Below are 16628 nucleotides of genomic sequence, written 5' to 3' on the forward strand. Positions count from 1 at the left end.
GGACTGCCTCAGTCGTCGTGGCGCTCCCATGGAGAAACTGGCCCATAATGATTCCTTCCATTCCTGAGAAAAGAATGCACCATTAAAGTCTGGGATCAAACATCTAGGCGATACGCCTGCCCGCGTTATCGTGAAGCTTGTTCTGGTGTCGCTGGTCGTTGGTGTGATCATGCACGCCTTCGACTGGTCGCCCTATGATATATTGTGGGGCATCCGCGGCTTCTTTCTGCAGCTCTGGAATATGGGCTTCTCCGCGTTCGGAGACTTCATCAATTATCTGCTACTGGGCGCGGCAATCGTCATCCCCGCCTTCATTTTGCTCAGGATCGCGAGCTATCGACGCTGATCTGTCCATTTGGGGTAATCTGAGAGCACGATGACGATAGAGAATTCCGGTTTCGCCGTGAACCGGCGGAATTTCCTGACGCTGGCGGGTGCGATGGTTCTTTCCGCCGCACCGCTCGCAAATGAGGCCATTGCGGCGGAAGACCCGACCGCGCTTTTCAATATAATCCGCAAGCAGCATGGGCTGCCGTTACTCGCGACCGAGCCGAAGCTCGAAAAGGCCGCGCTATATCAGGCGAAGCGCATGGCGAGCTATGACAAGATCGGCCATAGTGTCGGCTGGGGCAATGATTTCGTCTCACGGCTTCGTCAGTTCGGCATTCATGGTCCCGCGGCGGAAAACGTCGCCGCCGGTCAGCGCAATACGGCGGCGGTTTTCGAGGCGTGGATGAACTCTCCCGGCCATCGCAAGAATATGCTCGATCCGGATTTTTATCACTACGGCCTCGCTTGGGCGACGCCCGAAGCCAAGCCGCGCTATATCTATTGGGCGATGGAACTGGGGGTTTAAGCCGGGATGGCCTTCGCCGCCCAGTGCGTCGTGTCGCGGTCACGCAAGTCGCGAATGCTCTTCACGCCGTCGCGTCTCAATCGCTCCGACATGCCTTTGACGATCTCGCCCGGCAATCCGGGGCCGCGATAGACGAGGCCGGTATAAAGCTGGACAAGGTCCGCGCCGGCCCTGATCTTGGCGAGCGCCGTATCGGCGCTATCGATGCCGCCGACGCCGATGATCGGCAATTCAGGGCCGACTTTCTGGCGCACCTTGGCGAGCACGATTGTCGAGCGCTCGAACAGCGGCGCGCCTGAGAGTCCACCCGCTTCGCTCGTGCTCCTCGTGCTCTTCAAGCCGGTTCGCGACAGCGTGGTGTTGGAAATGATCAGCCCGTCGAGCGGATGCGCCTTCACTTCCGCCGCGATATCATCCAGCCCTTCCTCGGTCAGATCAGGGGCGATTTTCAGGAAAACCGGACGCACGATCCCGGATTTCGCGGCCTCGTCGTCGCGCGCCGTCAGCACTTGTGCGAGCAGCAGGCCGAGGCTCTCCCGCGCCTGCAGATCGCGCAGGCCCGGCGTGTTGGGTGAGGAAATGTTGGCGGTGAAGTAGCTGGCAACGGAATAAAACCGACGGATTCCGGTGACATAATCGGCAATGCGATCGGCGGAATCCTTGTTCGCGCCGATATTGACGCCGACGATGCCCGCTTTCCCGGTTCGCGCTGACAGCCTGCGAAACGCCGCTTCATGGCCGTCATTGTTGAAACCAAGACGGTTGATGACCGCACGATCCTCGACAAGCCGGAAAATGCGCGGACGCGGATTGCCGCTTTGCGGTTGCGGCGTCAGCGTGCCTATTTCGGCAAAGCCGAAACCGAGTTTCAGGAGTTCATCCGGAATTTCGGCATTCTTGTCATAGCCGGCGGCCATGCCGAGCGGATTGGGGAAGGAAAGCCCCGTCACCGTGACGGCAAGCGCCGGGTCATTGCCGCCCCCGCACGAGAAGAGCCCGCTTTTCAGCGCAGCGACGGAAAGGCCATGCGCCTGCTCGGGATCAAGCTTGAAGAGAGCGCGGCGACCGAAGGTTTCGAAAAGCCCGCTCATGCGTCCAGCTCCGGAAATTGATGCGCGCCATCGGCCCCAAGGGGCAGGGGCTTTACCCAGCGCACGGCGGCAAGCGGCAGGTCACCATAGAGATGCGGAAAGAGCGCGCCGCCGCGCGCGGCCTCATATTTCAGCTCGTCGCCCAGCACATCCGCATCGATGGCGACGAGAAGCAGATCGTCCTGCCCGGCGAAATGCTTCGCCGCCGTCTCGCGCACATGCTGTGCGGTCGAAAAATGAATGTAGCCATCGTTTATGTCGACCGGCGCGCCGGTGAAGACGCCAGCCTCTTCGGCTGCCTGCCATAGTGCGCGGGGGGCGATCTTGTAGATTGTCGTCGTGCTCATGCCTGGTTTCCTATTAGGAAATATCAGGGGCGAAAAGCATAACATCGGGCGTCACGCACGATTTTCACATATCTGGCTGATTTTTTCGGCATAATAGAGAATGTTGGTTCTACACCGGGAGAAATCGCGATGATGAAAGCCTGTTCGCCGGTCATGCTGTTGGTGATCGCCCTGTCCGCGCCTGAAGTCGCCCATGCGCAGGAAACCGGGCGCTACACCATGGAAAAGACGGACAAGGGGTATATCCGGCTCGATACCCAGACCGGCGATATCTCGGTTTGCGCCGACCAGTCGGGTCAGATGGTGTGCCGCCTCGCGCCGGATGACCGCCGCGCCTATGAGGACGAATTGGCGGCGCTGGATGCGCGCGTAAAGCGGCTGGAAGAGCAGGTGTCGGCCTATAACAAGCTACCGCCCGCCCTCCGCGATGCGCTTCCCACCGACGAGGAATTCGAAAAGACGATGGGCTATATGGAACGCTTCTTCCGGCGTTTCATGGATATCGTGAAGAATTTCGACAACGGATCGGATGGAACGAACGATCCGGTGCCCAATAGAACTTAGGGGGATAGGGCAGTAAGGCAGTATGACAGTATGTAAAAAATAACATTGCCTGCTTACCGTCGGCACATATTTTCTGCCCTACTGCCCTACTGCCCTACTGCCTAACTCAAGCAAACCGCCGTGTCGCCTCTATGAGCTCATGCACGATGCCGGGCTCGGTGACGGCATGGCCTGCGTCCTCGACGATGCGCAGGTCCGCCTCCGGCCACACCTTTTTCAACTGCCATGCATTGATGAACGGCGTGCACATGTCATAGCGGCCATGCACGATCACGCCGGGGATGTGGCGAATACGCTCGACATCGCGCAGCAACTGGTCGTCGCTGTCGAAGAAGCCGCGGTTCTGGAAATAATGGCATTCGATGCGGGCGAAGGCGATGGCGAAATGATCCTCGCCAAAGGAATTCTCGCGCTCGGGATTGGGCAGAAGCGACAGGGCGGAGCCTTCCCAGCGCGCCCATTTGCGCGCCGCCTCGATCTGCACCTGCGGGTCTGGATCGGTCAGGCGATTGTAGTAGGCGGCGATCATATCGCCGCGCTCCGCCTCCGGGATATGCTCCTGATAGGCTTCGAAACGGTCGGGATAGACGATGCTCGCACCGTTGGAATAGAACCAGTCGATCTCGAAACGGCGGATCATGAAAATGCCGCGCAGGATGAGTTCGCTGACGCGGGTGGGATACGTCTGGGCATAGGCGAGCGCCAGCGTCGATCCCCATGAGCCGCCGAAGACCTGCCATTTCTCCACGCCCAAATGCTCGCGAATACGCTCCATGTCGGCGACGAGATCCCACGTGGTGTTTTCGCGCAGCTCCGCATGCGGCGTCGAACGGCCGCAGCCGCGCTGGTCGAACAGGATGATGCGATAGCGCTCCGGATCGTGCAGGCGGCGCATTGTCGGGTTGATCCCGCCACCTGGTCCGCCATGGATCATGATAACGGGCTTCCCGTCGGGATTGCCGCATTCCTCGATGTGGATCGTATGCAGGTCGGAAACGGGCAGCATCTCGTCGCGGTAGGGTGAAATTTCTGGATAAAGCGTGTTGCGCGTCGTCATTCAGGGCCTTTTTATTGTTTTTGCCGGAAATAAGCTGTTTCCATCGCGGCCATTCCTATAGCACAATAAGGCCAGACGGCGGCACGACCCGGGCTGGCCGGCGAATTATCCGTTCATTTTGGTTTGCCGGCTTGAAAAGCTGACAAGGCCGGTTAGTCGGGAGAGTGGGGCCGGCTAGTCGGAAAGTGGGGTTTGCCGCAATCGGTTGGGGAATACGCGGTGTCATGAGGTTGAAATTTATCATCGCCGATGATCATCCGCTGTTCCGCGGGGCACTGCGGCAGGCGCTGGCGCGAAAATCCGGCGAGGCGGATATCATCGAGGCGGGCGATTTTGACACGGTCAAAAAGCTGGTTCTTGAAGCCACCGACATTGATCTCCTTCTGCTCGACTTGACCATGCCGGGCGCAAGCGGCCTTTCGGGCCTGGTCATGCTGAAGGCTATCCACCCGGCATTGGCGGTCGTCATCGTTTCGGCTACGGACGATCCCGCGACGGTCAGACGCGCGTTGGAGCTCGGCGCTTCGGGCTTCATCTCAAAATCCGCCAGTATCGAAGGCATCGAAAAGGCCGTCAGCGCCGTTCTGGCCGGCGATATCTGGGCGCCCCAGGAGGTTGATCTGGGCCACGAGCCTGATCCCGAAATATCCGATCTGATCCAGCGTATCCGCACGCTGACGCCGCAACAGGCCCGCGTTTTGTCGATGCTGGCGGAAGGTCTCCTCAACAAGCAGATCGCCTATGAGCTGAACGTATCGGAAGCGACAATCAAGGCCCATGTCTCGGCAGTGTTGCAGAAGCTTGGCGTCGATAGCCGCACACAGGCGGTTATCCGGCTGGCGAAGATTGGCGGGGATGGGGTCTCAATGGTGAATTGAGGGGTGGGGAAATGACACAGATACACAATGAACGCATAGAACTTATGGCTGGCAATCTGGACCGTTTGTCCACGGCGTTCGTTGCCGTGGGTGTATTGGGCAAAACATTCGATTTCACGCCAGGTCAGGGACTATTTGTCTCCGCGCTTGTCATTATAGCTTGGATTTTTGCCGCTATGGGACTACATTTAGCGGCAAGATATATCCTTGGGAGACTGAAACCATGACTATCCAGATTTTCATGTGGTATGTTTTCCCGATCCTTGTCGGTCTGGCCTGCTTCGGCTGGATCGGGTACGATAAGTATTTTAGCGGTCGATCCAAATCGAAATGACAGGGTTGCAACTTTTCGCCTTTGTCATTCTTCCATTATCCATTGGAATAGGTGGGTTGGCCATATCGTACTTATATACTTACTTCAATCGCTGACAGGCGGCAATTATTCCGCCGCCTGCCTCTGTCCATGATAATGCGATAGCAGCGCGCGCAATGCCGCCGGTTTCAGCGGCTTGTGCAGCACGGTGACTCCTTCCACATCGGCCAACAGGCGCACTTCGTTCGAACGATCGGCAGTAATAAGAACAGCCGGCAGCTTCCTGCCGAAATGTTTCCAAACCTGACCGATCAGGTCGAGGCCGCTTTCGTCATTGAGGTGATAATCGGCGAGGACTATATCGGGCGCGAAGGCTCCCTCCAAGTACAAGGCCTCCAGTTCCGCACTTCCCCGCACTGCCGCCACGCGGCAGCCCCAGCCGGTAAGCAGTAGCTTCATGCCTGAGAGGATGCGCTCGTCATTGTCGATGACGAGAACGCTGGTGCCTTTCAGTTCATTCGTGCGATAGGGCAAGGACTGTTCTTGGGGCCCTTCTGCCGGCATCGGGTGTTGAGCGGGGGAAAGTTTCACCGAAAAGACCGTCCCCCTGCCCGGCACGGATGTGAGATCCAGCGGCAGGGCAAGTACCCGCGCGATGCGGTCAACGATGGAGAGGCCCAGCCCCAACCCTTCTGCTTCTCTCGCTCCTTCATCAAGCCGGGTGAACTCGCGAAAGACGATTTCGAGCTTGTCCGCCGGAATGCCGATACCGCTATCGAGCACTTGCAGCTCCAGCGCTCTGCCACGCCGTCTTGCGCCCAGAAGCACGCTGCCGCTGCGGCTGTATTTGATTGCGTTTGAGACGAGATTCTGCACGAGCCGGCGCAGCAGGTTACGGTCGGTCTCGACCGCGACGCTGCTCGGCACGACGCGCAGGCGCAGGCCTTTTTGTCTGGCGAGGGGAGCGAAATCCGTGGCGATCTGCTTCATCAATTCATCGAGCCGGAAAATGGAGACATGCGGCTTGAGCGCACCCGTATCGAGGCGGGAGATATCCAGCACCGCGCCAAGAATGGCCTCGACCGATTCCAGCGATGAATCGATGTTGCGCGTCAGGTTCCCTTCGTCCGAAGCCTGCAGCCGTTCCGTTAGCGCGGAGCTATAGAGCCGTGCGGCATTGAGCGGTTGGAGGATATCGTGGCCCACCGCCGCTAGAAACCGCGTCTTGCCGAGATTGGCCTCTTCCGCCACGGCACGGGCTTTGGCAAGCTCACTGTTGACATGGGTAAGCTCCACTGTCCGCTCCGTCACCCGCTGCTCCAGCGTTTCATTGATTTTTTTCAGCGCATTGGCCGCCTCGACGGCAATGGTGATATCGGTATAGGTGGCAACGATCCCGCCATCGGGCATCGGGTTGGAGCGGATTTCGAGGATGCGGCCGCTCGATTTCAACTCGATGCGCCATGGCTGCCGGAAGGTGGTGAAATTGCGCATGATATTGGCGATATTTCCTATGGGAACATCGCCGCGGCGGGAGAGATAATCAATAATTTCCGAGAACGGAATCCCCACCTGGCCGAATTCATCCGGCAAATCGGCGAGCAGGCGGAACCGCCGGTTCCAGCAGGTGAGCCGGAAATCCTTGTCGAACACCGTGATGCCCTGTTCCATCTGGTCGAGCGCGATCTGCAGCAGGCCACGGTTCTGTTGCAGCGCCTCTGACGCATCGTCGAGCAGGCGCAAGGCGCCACGCGTCGAGCTGTCGTTACGTTGCAGGAGCAGCGAGAGGACGAGGCGGGAGGAAGAAGAGCCCACCGCGCTGCCGAGCAATCGTTCTGCATATCGGATGGTTGCCATGTCTGCGGGCGCGCTGCCCACGAGTTTGCGGTTCTCCCGTAGCTCGAAGCTGCGGAACGAGCGCTCCATCCGCTCCGCACCGAGATAGCGCGCGATCGTCGCCTTCAATTCGTCTACCGTCACCGTCGTGCGGAACCGGCGGAGCGTCGGGACGGTCATGATCTCGCGCGGCATGAAGGCCGTCGCCTGGATGCGTTCGAGCGGCGTGGCCTTTCGAGAAAGCGAGCCAAGCACATAGAAGGCCGTGTTGATGGCGAGGCTCCAGATCACGCCGTTGGTCAGTGGAAAGGCATCCGTCCCGAACAAGGCCTGCGGGCGAAGCGCGGCGATGCCTAGCAGCCCCTCGCGCAATATGGCGGCGCCGGGCGGGGCAAGCGTGGGCAAAAGCAGCGTATAGGCCCAGACCGCGAAGCCACTCGCCATACCCGCGACAGCGCCGCGCGCATTCGCCCCGCGCCAGATGAGCCCACCCAGAAAGGCGGGGGCGAACTGGGCAATCGCGGCGAATGAGATCAGGCCGATGGACGACAGGCGGATATTGTCCGCAGTCTCGCGATAATAAATGAAGGAAATAAAGAGGATGCCAATGATCGTTGCGCGGCGCGTATAAAGGATAACGCGCGTCAGATCCTGGGGTTCAGCATCCTGATTTTGGATGAAGTGCTTGATGAAGAGCGGCAGCAACAAATGGTTGGAGATCATCACCGAAAGCGCCACGCAGGCGACGATGACCATGGCGGTGGCCGCCGAAAGCCCGCCGACGAAGGCAATGAGCGCCAGCAGGTGAGAATCCGCGGCAAGCGGCAGCGCCAGCACGTAGAGGTCGGCATTGGTGTTGGGACCTAGCGTCACCACCCCGGCAAGCGCGATGGGCAGCACGAAGAGGTTGATGAGCACGAGATAGGCGGGGAAGAGCCACGCCGCGGTGCCGAGTTCCCGCTCGCTCCGGTTTTCCACCACGGCCACATGGAACTGGCGCGGCAGCATCAGGATGGCGATAGCACTGAGCACCGTCTGCACGAGCCATGTCCCGGTGGAAGTGCGGTAGTTCAGTGCGTGCGACGCCGCTTCATTGCGCGTGACGGTCTCCATGAGTATGGAAAAATTGCCGAACAGGTAGAATGTGCAGACAAAGCCGACTGCCAGGAAGGCGCATAGCTTGATGACGGATTCGAGCGCCACCGCAAGAATAAGCCCGTCCTGATGCTCCGTGGCGTCGGTATGCCGGGTGCCGAACAGGATGGCGAAAAGCGCGAGAACGCAGGCCACGGGAAGCGAAACGTCACTGAAGATATAGCCGATTGGATCGAACGATTGGCCGTAATGCGCGACGATCAGGTCAACGCTGCCGGATACCGCCTTCAATTGCAGCGCGATATAGGGCAGCGCTCCAATCGTCGCGATAATGGTGGCGATCGAGGCGACGGCGAAGCTCTTGCCGTAGCGGGCGGCGAGGAAATCGGCGATCGAGGTGATGCGCTCCGCCTTCGCCAGCCGCACGATATGGCGCACCAGCTTGTTGCCGAGCGTGAAAACGAGGATCGGGCCGATATAAATGCCGAGAAACTCCAGCCCTCGTTCCGCCGCCACCCCGACGGAGCCGAAAAAGGTCCACGACGTGCAATAGACGGCGAGGCTGAGCGCGTAGATATAGGGGCGCGGCTCCGTTCCCCAGCGCTGCGCGCGCCGGTCGCCCATGCTCGCCACCCCGAAAAGCAGGAGCAGGTAAAGAAAGGCAATGCCGATAATTCCCCAACCCTGCACGGTTTCCCTCTTTTTCCCCGGCAGCTTCCTGTTTAGAAGCTTTTCTCAAAAGAATGGGAGACAATACCATGCTTAAGGAATTCAAGGAATTTGCCCTGAAGGGAAACATGGTCGATCTGGCCATCGGCGTCATCATCGGCAGCGCCTTCGGCGGGCTGGTCAATTCAATCGTCGCTGATTTCATCACCCCGGTCATCGGCTTCGTCACCGGCGGCATCGATTTTTCCAACATGTTCGTCCAGCTCGCGGGCGATCCGAAGGCGACGCTCGGCGCGGCGCGTGAAGCGGGGGCGACCATCGCCTATGGGCATTTCCTCACGCTTTTCATCAATTTCCTGATTGTCGCGGCTGTGTTGTTCCTGGTGGTCAAGGGAATGAACCGCCTGAAGAGAAGAGAGGAAGCGGCGCCCGCGCCGGAACCGGAAATGCCGCGCGATCAGGTGCTCCTGACTGAAATCCGCGATCTGCTCGCCAAGCAGCAGGAAAAGTGATCACCCCTCTCACCGTCATCCTCGGGCTCGTCCCGAGGATGACGGTGAACGCGCCGCAGATCATGGGAAACGGCCAAATGAACCAGCAAATTTTAGAACCGAATGACGATCTCTGGTCCAAAGCCTATGCCATGGCCGTGTCGCTTGCCATCGCCGCGGTTGGCGCGCTGCTGGCGTTCTGGGTCGGCCTTCCTATCCCGTTTCTGCTGGGGTCGGTCATTGCGGTAACGACCGCATCGCTTTCAGGCGTCCGCATCTATCTGCCGGATTGGCTGCGCAATATCGTCTTCTTCATGCTGGGCCTTCAGGCAGGGTCCGGCGTGCGGCCCGATACGTTGGGGCAGTTGGCGTCATGGCCGGGGAGCTTCGCCCTTCTATTCGTCATGCTCTTTGCGGTGACCGGGCTGACCTATCTACTCCTGCGCAAGGGCTTCGGCTGGGATGGCCAGACAGCGCTCTTCTCCGCCATTCCGGGCGCGCTCTCCTTCGTGCTCGCGGCGGCAAGCGATACCCGCGCTGACCTGACCCGGATCACCATTATCCAGGCGACACGCCTTTTGCTGCTGATAGGATTTCTCGCGCCGCTTCTCGCGGTGCTTGGCCGCACTGCGCCGCATGTGGATTTAACGGCAGCGCATGAACTGACGCTCGAAGCCGCCACCATTCTCTTCGCAGGCGGGTTAGCCGGCGCGGTCATCGGCCATTATAGCCGCCTTCCGGGTGGCATGATGCTTGGCGCGCTGCTTGCGAGCGCCGTTCTGCACGGGACATCGATGGTGGAAGCCAGCCTGCCGCGCGGGCTTTCCGATGTAGGCACCATCGTGCTGGGTGTGCTGATCGGCTCGCGCGTCAATGCGAGCCATCGCCGGCAAATCCTGCACTATCTGCCGGCGGCGCTTCTCGCCTTCATCGTCGGCACATCAGCGGCATTCGCCACCGGGGCGATGGTCTGGCTGATGTTCGATCTCCATCCGGCCCAGATCGCGCTTGCATTCGCGCCGGGCGCGCTTGAAGCATTGACCGTCATCGCCTTTTCACTCGGCGTCGATCCGGCCTATGTCGCCTCGCATCATGTGGCGCGCTTCATCATGATTGCAGTGACGGTGCCGTTTGTCGCGAAGTGGCTGAATGGAAAAGGGAGTAGTGAGCAGTGAGCAGTGAGCAGTGAGCAGAAGGAACACTTGTTCACTGATCACTGTCTCGCTAACTTTCATCCCCCCGCCTTGGAAACCATCAGCGGAACCACCCGATCCGATTTGACGATAGCGGGAGCGCTGGTTTCTATAAGCGGAATCCCGAGTGCATCCCAAACTTCGAGCAGCGCATCCCTCAGTTCGAATACCAGCGTATCGTCGTGAAACGGCGTCGGCGTGATGCGTAGGCGTTCCGTGCCCCGGGGTACCGTGGGGTAGTTGATCGGCTGGATATAGATCCCGTGGACTTCAAGCAGCCGGTCGCTCGCCATTTTGCAGAGCTCCGGATCGCCTACCAGGATAGGCACGATATGCGTCTGCGAGGGCATGACGGGCAGACCGGCGACCGCCAGCACGTCCTTGGCCATCTGCGCCTGGCGCTGATGCTGACGGCGCTCTTCCTGCGAGGTTTTTAAGTGCCGGATCGAGGCTGTTGCTGCTGCAGCGATCGCGGGCGGCAAAGCTGTGGTGAAGATGAAGCCCGGCGCATAGGATCGCACCGCGTCGATGACGGATCGCGCGCCGGTGATATAGCCGCCGAGCGCGCCGAATGCCTTGGCGAGCGTGCCCTCGATAATATCGATGCGATCGGCGAGGCCGTCGCGATCGGTGATGCCGCCGCCGCGTGTGCCATACATGCCGACCGCGTGGACCTCGTCGATATAGGTCATGGCGTTATATTCGTCGGCGAGATCGGCGATCTTCTCGATCGGCGCGATATCGCCATCCATTGAATAGACGGACTCGAACACGATGATCTTGGCGCGGCTCTTGCCGGCCGCCTTGAGCAGGCTTTCCAGATGCTCGACATCATTGTGCCGGAAAATCTTCTTTTCCGCGCCCGAGCGGCGCACGCCCTCGATCATTGAGGCGTGGTTCAATTCATCGGAAAGGATCAGGCAATCGGGCAGGAGCCTGCCGATGGTGGAGATCGCCGCCTCATTGGAGACGAAGCCGGAGGTGAAGACGAGACCCGCTTCCTTGCCGTGCAAATCGGCAAGCTCGGCTTCGAGTTCGACGAGCGGATGGTTATTACCCGAAATGTTGCGCGTACCGCCCGCCCCTGAACCGAGTTGCCCGGCGGCATCGCAGAGCGCCGAGATCACATCGGGGTGCTGGCCCATGCCGAGATAATCGTTGGAGCACCATACGGTGATCTCGCGGGCGGTTCCGTTGGCGCGCCACAGCGCACGGGGAAACCGGCCAACGATACGTTCCAGATCGGCAAAGACGCGATAACGCTTCTCGGCGTGCAACTGGTCGATCGCATCCTCGAAAAAACGGCGATAGTCCATCAAGCGCTCCTGAAATTCCATCTTTCTCCTACCGTTTTTGCCCTTTGGCGTCCACGCCGGGATTGGGGGCAATTTGCCACGGGCGGTAACAGGATGCCTTGATCGCGCGCAAATTTTCGCGAGGAGCAGTTTGGGAGAAGTTTAGTCGAGGATGGAAAGCAATCCCTCTTCGATCTTGCCCGAAACCCAGCGCCGCTCGTCCGCCCAAGCATGGCGCTTCCATCCCTCCCAGCCGAAGCCGCATAGCTTTATATCCCAGTCGTTTTTGGAGAAATTTTTAAGTATATACCTGATACCTAAAAACCCTGTGCTTGGAAATACTTCGTGCATTTTATCTTCAGGTATTCCAAGCTCCCGGCATCCGTCGATATAATCTTGCGGCGGCATGATCCGAATTTCCTTGCCGGCGCTGCCCAGAATGTTGATTGCGGCCCAGGTCCAATCGGTGCGCCGGCCTTTCAGGCGAGAAAGAACGTTCGGCTGGACACAATACTTCCTGATGATCAAGGGGTGATGAACCAGCATGATCTCCCGCGCCGCGACGAAGAAGGGCGAGTGGACGAAGTCGGACTCTTGCAGCCACTTCTGCATCTGCTTGCTGGAGTTGATCATCATCAGAAGGTCTGTGCGTGTGCCGCTCATGCCGGCTTTCGGTTCGTTGAAGCGGAGAACGAATTGAGCCGCGTCGATCTCGGCCGAAAGATCGCGAGACAGGTCACCATTCCCGACGATGATGAGGCGCTTGGCGGAAAGAGACATGGACGTCCGGTCCCCGAAAATCCCCCTCTCAGTGATTGAAGAATGCCCCTGCCATTATGACAATGCTGAAATATTCAGTGGATAAAATTTGCGGCGATATCGCGGCGGCGCATATTTCGACGCCGCCACCCGGTGCGGGAAACGCTGGATCAGGCAATCCCCGGCTTTGTCACGCGAATATTGATGTTGTCATCGGCAAGATCGAAGCCTGAATAATTGCGCTGGAATGCAATTATCGCGTCATTGACGCCTTTGGAAAAGCCATCGTCGCGCATTTCTATTTTGTGCCGATATAAAATCCTGTCATCTTTATAGAATACAACTTGTCCTTCCATAGGAATTCTCCTCTGGTTGCTGTGATTATCTATATTAGACTAGGATTCCATGCCGGAAAATCAAGAAATGCTATTTGGGCTTTCCGCCCAATTTCCGTCTCAGCCGTTCCTCGCAAAGCGCCCGCATGGCGCGCGCGGCCTGTGCATAGGTTGGGCCATTGGTCACGCTGGGCTCCAGCCGTTCCGCCGGCGCGAGATGGCGCAATGCATCGAGCGTGCGCATCGGCACCGTATCCGTGCAACTCCACAGCCGGCGAAAGATAACGCTGATGCGCGTATGCTTGCCGTTGACATCGACGGCAGGCTCATCGGTGCCTGCTATCCAGTCTTCAAAAGCGTCGATCGCATCCTGAAACGCGTTGTGCAGATAAATCGGCGCATGACCTTCATGAAGCGGGGGTAGCAAACTCGCCATGTCTGTTTCCTCTCTTCGTTGAATTCACCCATAGCCATACACGCGGCTACCGGCGATGGGATTGCCAACAAGCACTATAACGATATGCCAGAAAATCTGCTCCGCAGCACAACCCAAATAAGCCCAGCTTTTTGGAAAAGATCACGCGGCTTTCTCTATATTGTAGGAAAGAAAAATTAATTCAAGCTTTACCAAGTTCCACTGAGCGCTTCTTTGCTGCTTCCACAGCTTTGGTAATGAGATCTTCCAGCCTGTCTTCGCTCATCAATACGTCAAGGGCTGCCGCCGTCGTGCCGTTCGGGCTCGTTACCTGCTCACGCAGCTTTGTGGGGCTTTCATGGCTTTGGGCCGCCAGGGCGCCCGCACCATAGACGGTCTGCATGGCCAACAGCGCGGCCAAATCACGATCGAGCCCGACGGTGACGCCGGCGTCCGTCAGGCATTCGATGAAATGAAAGACATAAGCAGGGCCGGAACCCGAAATGGCCGTCACCGCATCCATCAGGCTTTCGTCAGCAATGCTCGCGACCTCGCCGCTGGTCTTCAAGAGCCCGTTGATGAAGACAGCATTTGCGTCCGTAACATGGGCATTCCTGTAGACGACCAGCATTCCCTTGCCGATGGCGGCAGGCGTGTTCGGCATAACGCGCATGATTGCGGCTTTGTCGCCCAGGTGCTTTTCGAAAAGCGCGACGGGAATTCCGGCCGCAACGCTGACAAACGTCACGTCTCCCGCGAAACGCGTATAGGCGGGTAGAACTTGCGCCATGGCCTGCGGCTTCACCGCTATCAGTACCATGCGGGGATTAAGGTCAGCCGAAAGCTCGCCCGCTTCGGCCACGGTGTGAACACCAAGCTCACCCGCGCGTTGCCGCAGCATCGCCGCCGGCTCCACTACATGGATAGCTTGCGGTTCAAGCGCGCCGGAATCGAGCCAGCCCTTCAGCATGGCAAAACCCATATTGCCGCATCCGACCAGAACAACGCGATCGCTCATAAACTTGTCTCCAAATGTGAGTAGTGAACGGTGAACAGTGAGCAGTGAGCAGTGAGCCGAGACTTTCTGCTCACTGCTCACTGCTCACTGCTCACTATTCCCTGCTTACTAACGTTACTCGAGCCGTCATGCGCAACCCGAAAATGGCGAGCACCAGCATCAACCAGACCGGGTCGGCGCGCTGGAAGAAGAAACTCTCAAGAAAGGCATTGAGCGTCGAAAATGTCAGCACCATCATGAAAAAGTCGGCCAGCAGCACATTCTCGCGATTGCGCCGGCAACGGATATAATCGATGAGCGGCAGGAGGATGATAACAATGACGGCGCAGATGGCCGCCGGAATTCCCATCATCACCGCGATGTCGAGATAACCATTGTGTGCATGTACGATGCCGCGCACGTCCCATTCGAGATAATAGGGCCGCGCTGAATATTGAACAGCCGGCGTCGACCAGAAGCCCCCCAGCCCATAACCGGTCCATGGTTTTTTTTCCAGCATTTCCAACGCGAAGCGCCAGATCGAGCTGCGTCCGGTAAAGGATGGCTCAGGAAGATAGTCCTGGGATATGTGTGCGATCGGTTGAAAAAGTACCACGCCGAGCGTCAGAAAGAAAAAGCCGATTTGCGTCATCAGGACCATTGCCGCAGCAATCGGTCTCAAGCCGAAGATGCCGGGCACACCTATCAGCGCCGCGACAAGCGGCACGAGTGCGGCCGTAGTTTTCGATCCAGCGCCGCCGACAAAGACGAGTGCAGCAAGGGCTATGAGCGCGCCCGAGAGAAACCAGCGCCGCCTTATCAGATAAATGCCGGCGAAGAAGAACGCCGCCATGACCGGGGCCGCCACGTTCTTATGCGAGAAGACACCACGCCAGAGATAGGAATTCTGCGGCTCCAGGGCGTCAAATCCATGCGTCGCCAGATTGGGTATGAGCACAATCCCTCCATAGGAGAGAATAAGCACCACAGTCGCCGAAAGTGTAAAAACAAGCGAAAAGCCGTCGCCTCCGCGCGGCAGGCAGAGCACGGATATGATGGAAATCATGGCGATGAACGTGAATGCCACGGCACGCAATGCCAACGGGGGGTTAGGCGAAATCAACGCGGAAAAGACCACGAAGCCGAGCATCACCAGCCATAGCGGGCTCGCCATCGCCGCAACGGTGCGCGGTTTCGCCAGCATCAGCACCGAAAGGACACTGATGACGCCAAGCCCGCTAAAGCCGAGCTGATTGGCAAGATCGCCGCTTTCCTTATCCGTGCCCTCCGGAAAATAGGGGCGGAACGAGATCAGCAGCAGCGACAGGATCAACGCTGCGAGCAAAGCCGCCACCATCCGTATAGAAATGACGGGTCGCATGGAAACGGCTGATTGCATGCCGTTGTCAGTTTTTCTCAGGCTGGCGATATTGCTCATTGGCATATCCGAATTCGGCCAGAACCCGGCCAAGGCCGACATGGATATAGTAGAGGCCGGCGGCCGGCGAGCCTGACTTTAACGTTTTGGCGACCGCCTTGAAAGGCGAGAACGCCAGGAGCACCAGGCTTTTCAGGATGATGCTGAGCCCGCCGAATGGCTTTCCGGCGCGCTTGCGCTTCTCCACAAGCGTTGAAATCACGCCATTGCGCAAGCCTCGCGCCCTGATCCATTCGCGCTCAAGGCGACGGCTGGGAATGGTTTCAAGGATAAGCGCCTCCGCGCACCAGGCGGTGCGAAAACCGTGGTCCACACTCCGGCTGATAAAATCCGAATCGCCGCCTCCCATGAAATTGAACATAGGATCGAGAAAGGGATAAGGCATCGTCTCCAGCACCTGCCGGGATACCAAGAGATTGCCGGAGGAATAAAGCGCCGGCACCGGACCGCTGCGGTTATATGGCGGAGCAAAGATCGGATGCGATGCCCATTTTTCCTGGCTCAGATGCGCGAACACCGGTATCTGCGGGCCGCCGACCACATCCGCGGAATAGGCATCTTTCGCTTTGGCCATGTTTTCCAGCCAGTACGGATCGGCAATTTCATCATCATCTATGACGATAAGCGAAGAAAATCGCGGGAAATACTCAAGCGCCGCCAGCCAGCCGGCATTGTACGCGTTGCAATTGCCACGGTCGCGAGCGAGGAGCAATAGCCCTTCGAATGTCCCATCCTCGAAGCGCGCGCGGGCGGCCCTCGCCCCTTCCCGCTCCTCCGCCTCGTTTTCCATGACAATGATGGCGAAGCGCCGTTCCGTCACTTGGGCTTTGACGGAATGAAGCGTTTCGAGAAGATGTTCCGGGCGGCGAAATGTCGGGATCGTCACCACCACCTCGATCTCATCGCAACGCAATTGCGGCGATTGGACAAGGACCGTGATATTGTCAGGCAATTGCTGCATTCCGGCCAGTCCTACATCGACATCTCGCTAAGAGAACC

Annotated in this window: 17 protein-coding genes; 6 read left to right on the forward strand and 11 right to left on the reverse strand. The window is 58.6% G+C overall.

All coding sequences use genetic code 11. The features are described 5' to 3' along the window. Window positions 1-94: 94 nt before the first annotated feature. Window positions 95-346, forward strand: coding sequence for a DUF6460 domain-containing protein (locus C7477_RS16515; protein WP_110754153.1), 252 nt, complete (start codon window positions 95-97; stop codon window positions 344-346). Between the two features lie 30 nt (window positions 347-376). Further along, a complete protein-coding gene (locus C7477_RS16520; RefSeq protein ID WP_110754155.1) occupies window positions 377-856 on the forward strand; it encodes a CAP domain-containing protein in 480 nt (159 codons plus the stop codon). Here C7477_RS16520 and C7477_RS16525 read toward each other — a convergent pair. Next, window positions 853-1947: a quinone-dependent dihydroorotate dehydrogenase gene (locus tag C7477_RS16525; RefSeq protein WP_110754157.1), complete on the reverse strand. Its 1095-nt coding sequence runs from the start codon at window positions 1945-1947 to the stop codon at window positions 853-855. The two genes, C7477_RS16520 and C7477_RS16525, sit on opposite strands and share 4 nt — an antisense overlap. Next, window positions 1944-2294: a DUF952 domain-containing protein gene (locus C7477_RS16530; protein WP_110754159.1), complete on the reverse strand. Its 351-nt coding sequence runs from the start codon at window positions 2292-2294 to the stop codon at window positions 1944-1946. The genes C7477_RS16525 and C7477_RS16530 overlap by 4 nt, the downstream gene beginning before the upstream one ends. Window positions 2295-2423: 129 nt before the next feature. Here C7477_RS16530 and C7477_RS16535 point away from each other — a divergent pair, with 129 nt between their 5' ends. Beyond that, window positions 2424-2858, forward strand: coding sequence for a hypothetical protein (locus C7477_RS16535; protein ID WP_110754161.1), 435 nt, complete (start codon window positions 2424-2426; stop codon window positions 2856-2858). 106 nt (window positions 2859-2964) lie between these two features. On the opposite strand, the gene pip is transcribed toward C7477_RS16535, so the two are convergent. Continuing rightward, the gene (gene pip / locus C7477_RS16540; protein WP_110754163.1) at window positions 2965-3915 is read right to left on the reverse strand and encodes a prolyl aminopeptidase; all 951 of its coding nucleotides are present in this window, start codon (window positions 3913-3915) and stop codon (window positions 2965-2967) included. 230 nt (window positions 3916-4145) lie between these two features. On the opposite strand from pip, the gene C7477_RS16545 reads away from it, so the two are divergent. Beyond that, entirely contained in the window at window positions 4146-4793 is a 648-nt protein-coding gene (locus C7477_RS16545) for a response regulator transcription factor (protein ID WP_110754204.1), read from the forward strand. Between the two features lie 439 nt (window positions 4794-5232). Here the strand turns inward: C7477_RS16545 and C7477_RS16555 are convergent, their stop codons facing one another. Beyond that, window positions 5233-8727, reverse strand: a complete 3495-nt coding sequence (locus C7477_RS16555; protein WP_110754166.1) for a PAS domain-containing hybrid sensor histidine kinase/response regulator — start codon at window positions 8725-8727, stop codon at window positions 5233-5235. A gap of 68 nt (window positions 8728-8795) precedes the next feature. Here C7477_RS16555 and mscL point away from each other — a divergent pair, with 68 nt between their 5' ends. Together mscL and C7477_RS16565 are read left to right on the forward strand one after the other, a co-directional pair. Further along, the gene (mscL, locus tag C7477_RS16560; protein WP_110754168.1) at window positions 8796-9218 is read left to right on the forward strand and encodes a large conductance mechanosensitive channel protein MscL; all 423 of its coding nucleotides are present in this window, start codon (window positions 8796-8798) and stop codon (window positions 9216-9218) included. A gap of 77 nt (window positions 9219-9295) precedes the next feature. Beyond that, complete coding sequence (locus C7477_RS16565) at window positions 9296-10372, forward strand: AbrB family transcriptional regulator (protein WP_181418453.1); 1077 nt, start codon at window positions 9296-9298, stop codon at window positions 10370-10372. Window positions 10373-10428: 56 nt separating this feature from the next. Here the strand turns inward: C7477_RS16565 and hemA are convergent, their stop codons facing one another. The 7 genes from hemA to C7477_RS16600 all read right to left on the reverse strand — a co-directional run bounded on the left by hemA (window position 10429) and on the right by C7477_RS16600 (window position 16590). Next, window positions 10429-11706: a 5-aminolevulinate synthase gene (gene hemA, locus C7477_RS16570; protein ID WP_110754206.1), complete on the reverse strand. Its 1278-nt coding sequence runs from the start codon at window positions 11704-11706 to the stop codon at window positions 10429-10431. 141 nt (window positions 11707-11847) lie between these two features. After that, window positions 11848-12465, reverse strand: a complete 618-nt coding sequence (locus tag C7477_RS16575) for a glycosyltransferase family 29 protein (protein ID WP_110754172.1) — start codon at window positions 12463-12465, stop codon at window positions 11848-11850. Window positions 12466-12614: 149 nt separating this feature from the next. Further along, window positions 12615-12800 (reverse strand): hypothetical protein, encoded by a 186-nt coding sequence (locus C7477_RS16580; protein WP_110754174.1) that lies wholly within the window; start codon window positions 12798-12800, stop codon window positions 12615-12617. A 70-nt stretch (window positions 12801-12870) separates the two neighbouring features. Further along, window positions 12871-13215 carry a BRA0787 family protein gene (locus tag C7477_RS16585; RefSeq protein ID WP_110754176.1) on the reverse strand — a complete coding sequence of 115 codons (345 nt, stop codon included), beginning with the start codon at window positions 13213-13215 and terminating at the stop codon, window positions 12871-12873. A 181-nt stretch (window positions 13216-13396) separates the two neighbouring features. Next, window positions 13397-14212 carry a pyrroline-5-carboxylate reductase gene (gene proC / locus C7477_RS16590; protein WP_110754178.1) on the reverse strand — a complete coding sequence of 272 codons (816 nt, stop codon included), beginning with the start codon at window positions 14210-14212 and terminating at the stop codon, window positions 13397-13399. A gap of 94 nt (window positions 14213-14306) precedes the next feature. Continuing rightward, a complete protein-coding gene (locus C7477_RS16595) occupies window positions 14307-15629 on the reverse strand; it encodes an O-antigen ligase family protein (protein WP_110754180.1) in 1323 nt (440 codons plus the stop codon). Continuing rightward, window positions 15598-16590, reverse strand: coding sequence for a glycosyltransferase family 2 protein (locus C7477_RS16600; RefSeq protein ID WP_110754182.1), 993 nt, complete (start codon window positions 16588-16590; stop codon window positions 15598-15600). Before C7477_RS16600 ends, C7477_RS16595 begins: the two co-directional genes overlap by 32 nt. Between the last annotated feature and the right edge of the window lie 38 nt (window positions 16591-16628).

Source organism: Paramesorhizobium leguminum (assembly GCF_003217235.1).
Classification (GTDB): domain Bacteria; phylum Pseudomonadota; class Alphaproteobacteria; order Rhizobiales; family Rhizobiaceae; genus Paramesorhizobium; species Paramesorhizobium leguminum.

Coding starts and splice junctions, on each gene's coding strand:
- C7477_RS16565 (WP_181418453.1), top strand. CDS start 9,296: ATGAACCAGCAAATTTTAGAACCGAATGACGATCTCTGGTCCAAAGCC.
- C7477_RS16585 (WP_110754176.1), bottom strand. CDS start 13,215: ATGGCGAGTTTGCTACCCCCGCTTCATGAAGGTCATGCGCCGATTTAT.
- C7477_RS16580 (WP_110754174.1), bottom strand. CDS start 12,800: ATGGAAGGACAAGTTGTATTCTATAAAGATGACAGGATTTTATATCGG.
- C7477_RS16600 (WP_110754182.1), bottom strand. CDS start 16,590: ATGCAGCAATTGCCTGACAATATCACGGTCCTTGTCCAATCGCCGCAA.
- pip (WP_110754163.1), bottom strand. CDS start 3,915: ATGACGACGCGCAACACGCTTTATCCAGAAATTTCACCCTACCGCGAC.
- C7477_RS16525 (WP_110754157.1), bottom strand. CDS start 1,947: ATGAGCGGGCTTTTCGAAACCTTCGGTCGCCGCGCTCTCTTCAAGCTT.
- C7477_RS16595 (WP_110754180.1), bottom strand. CDS start 15,629: ATGAGCAATATCGCCAGCCTGAGAAAAACTGACAACGGCATGCAATCA.
- mscL (WP_110754168.1), top strand. CDS start 8,796: ATGCTTAAGGAATTCAAGGAATTTGCCCTGAAGGGAAACATGGTCGAT.
- hemA (WP_110754206.1), bottom strand. CDS start 11,706: ATGGACTATCGCCGTTTTTTCGAGGATGCGATCGACCAGTTGCACGCC.
- C7477_RS16535 (WP_110754161.1), top strand. CDS start 2,424: ATGATGAAAGCCTGTTCGCCGGTCATGCTGTTGGTGATCGCCCTGTCC.
- C7477_RS16530 (WP_110754159.1), bottom strand. CDS start 2,294: ATGAGCACGACGACAATCTACAAGATCGCCCCCCGCGCACTATGGCAG.
- proC (WP_110754178.1), bottom strand. CDS start 14,212: ATGAGCGATCGCGTTGTTCTGGTCGGATGCGGCAATATGGGTTTTGCC.
- C7477_RS16575 (WP_110754172.1), bottom strand. CDS start 12,465: ATGTCTCTTTCCGCCAAGCGCCTCATCATCGTCGGGAATGGTGACCTG.
- C7477_RS16520 (WP_110754155.1), top strand. CDS start 377: ATGACGATAGAGAATTCCGGTTTCGCCGTGAACCGGCGGAATTTCCTG.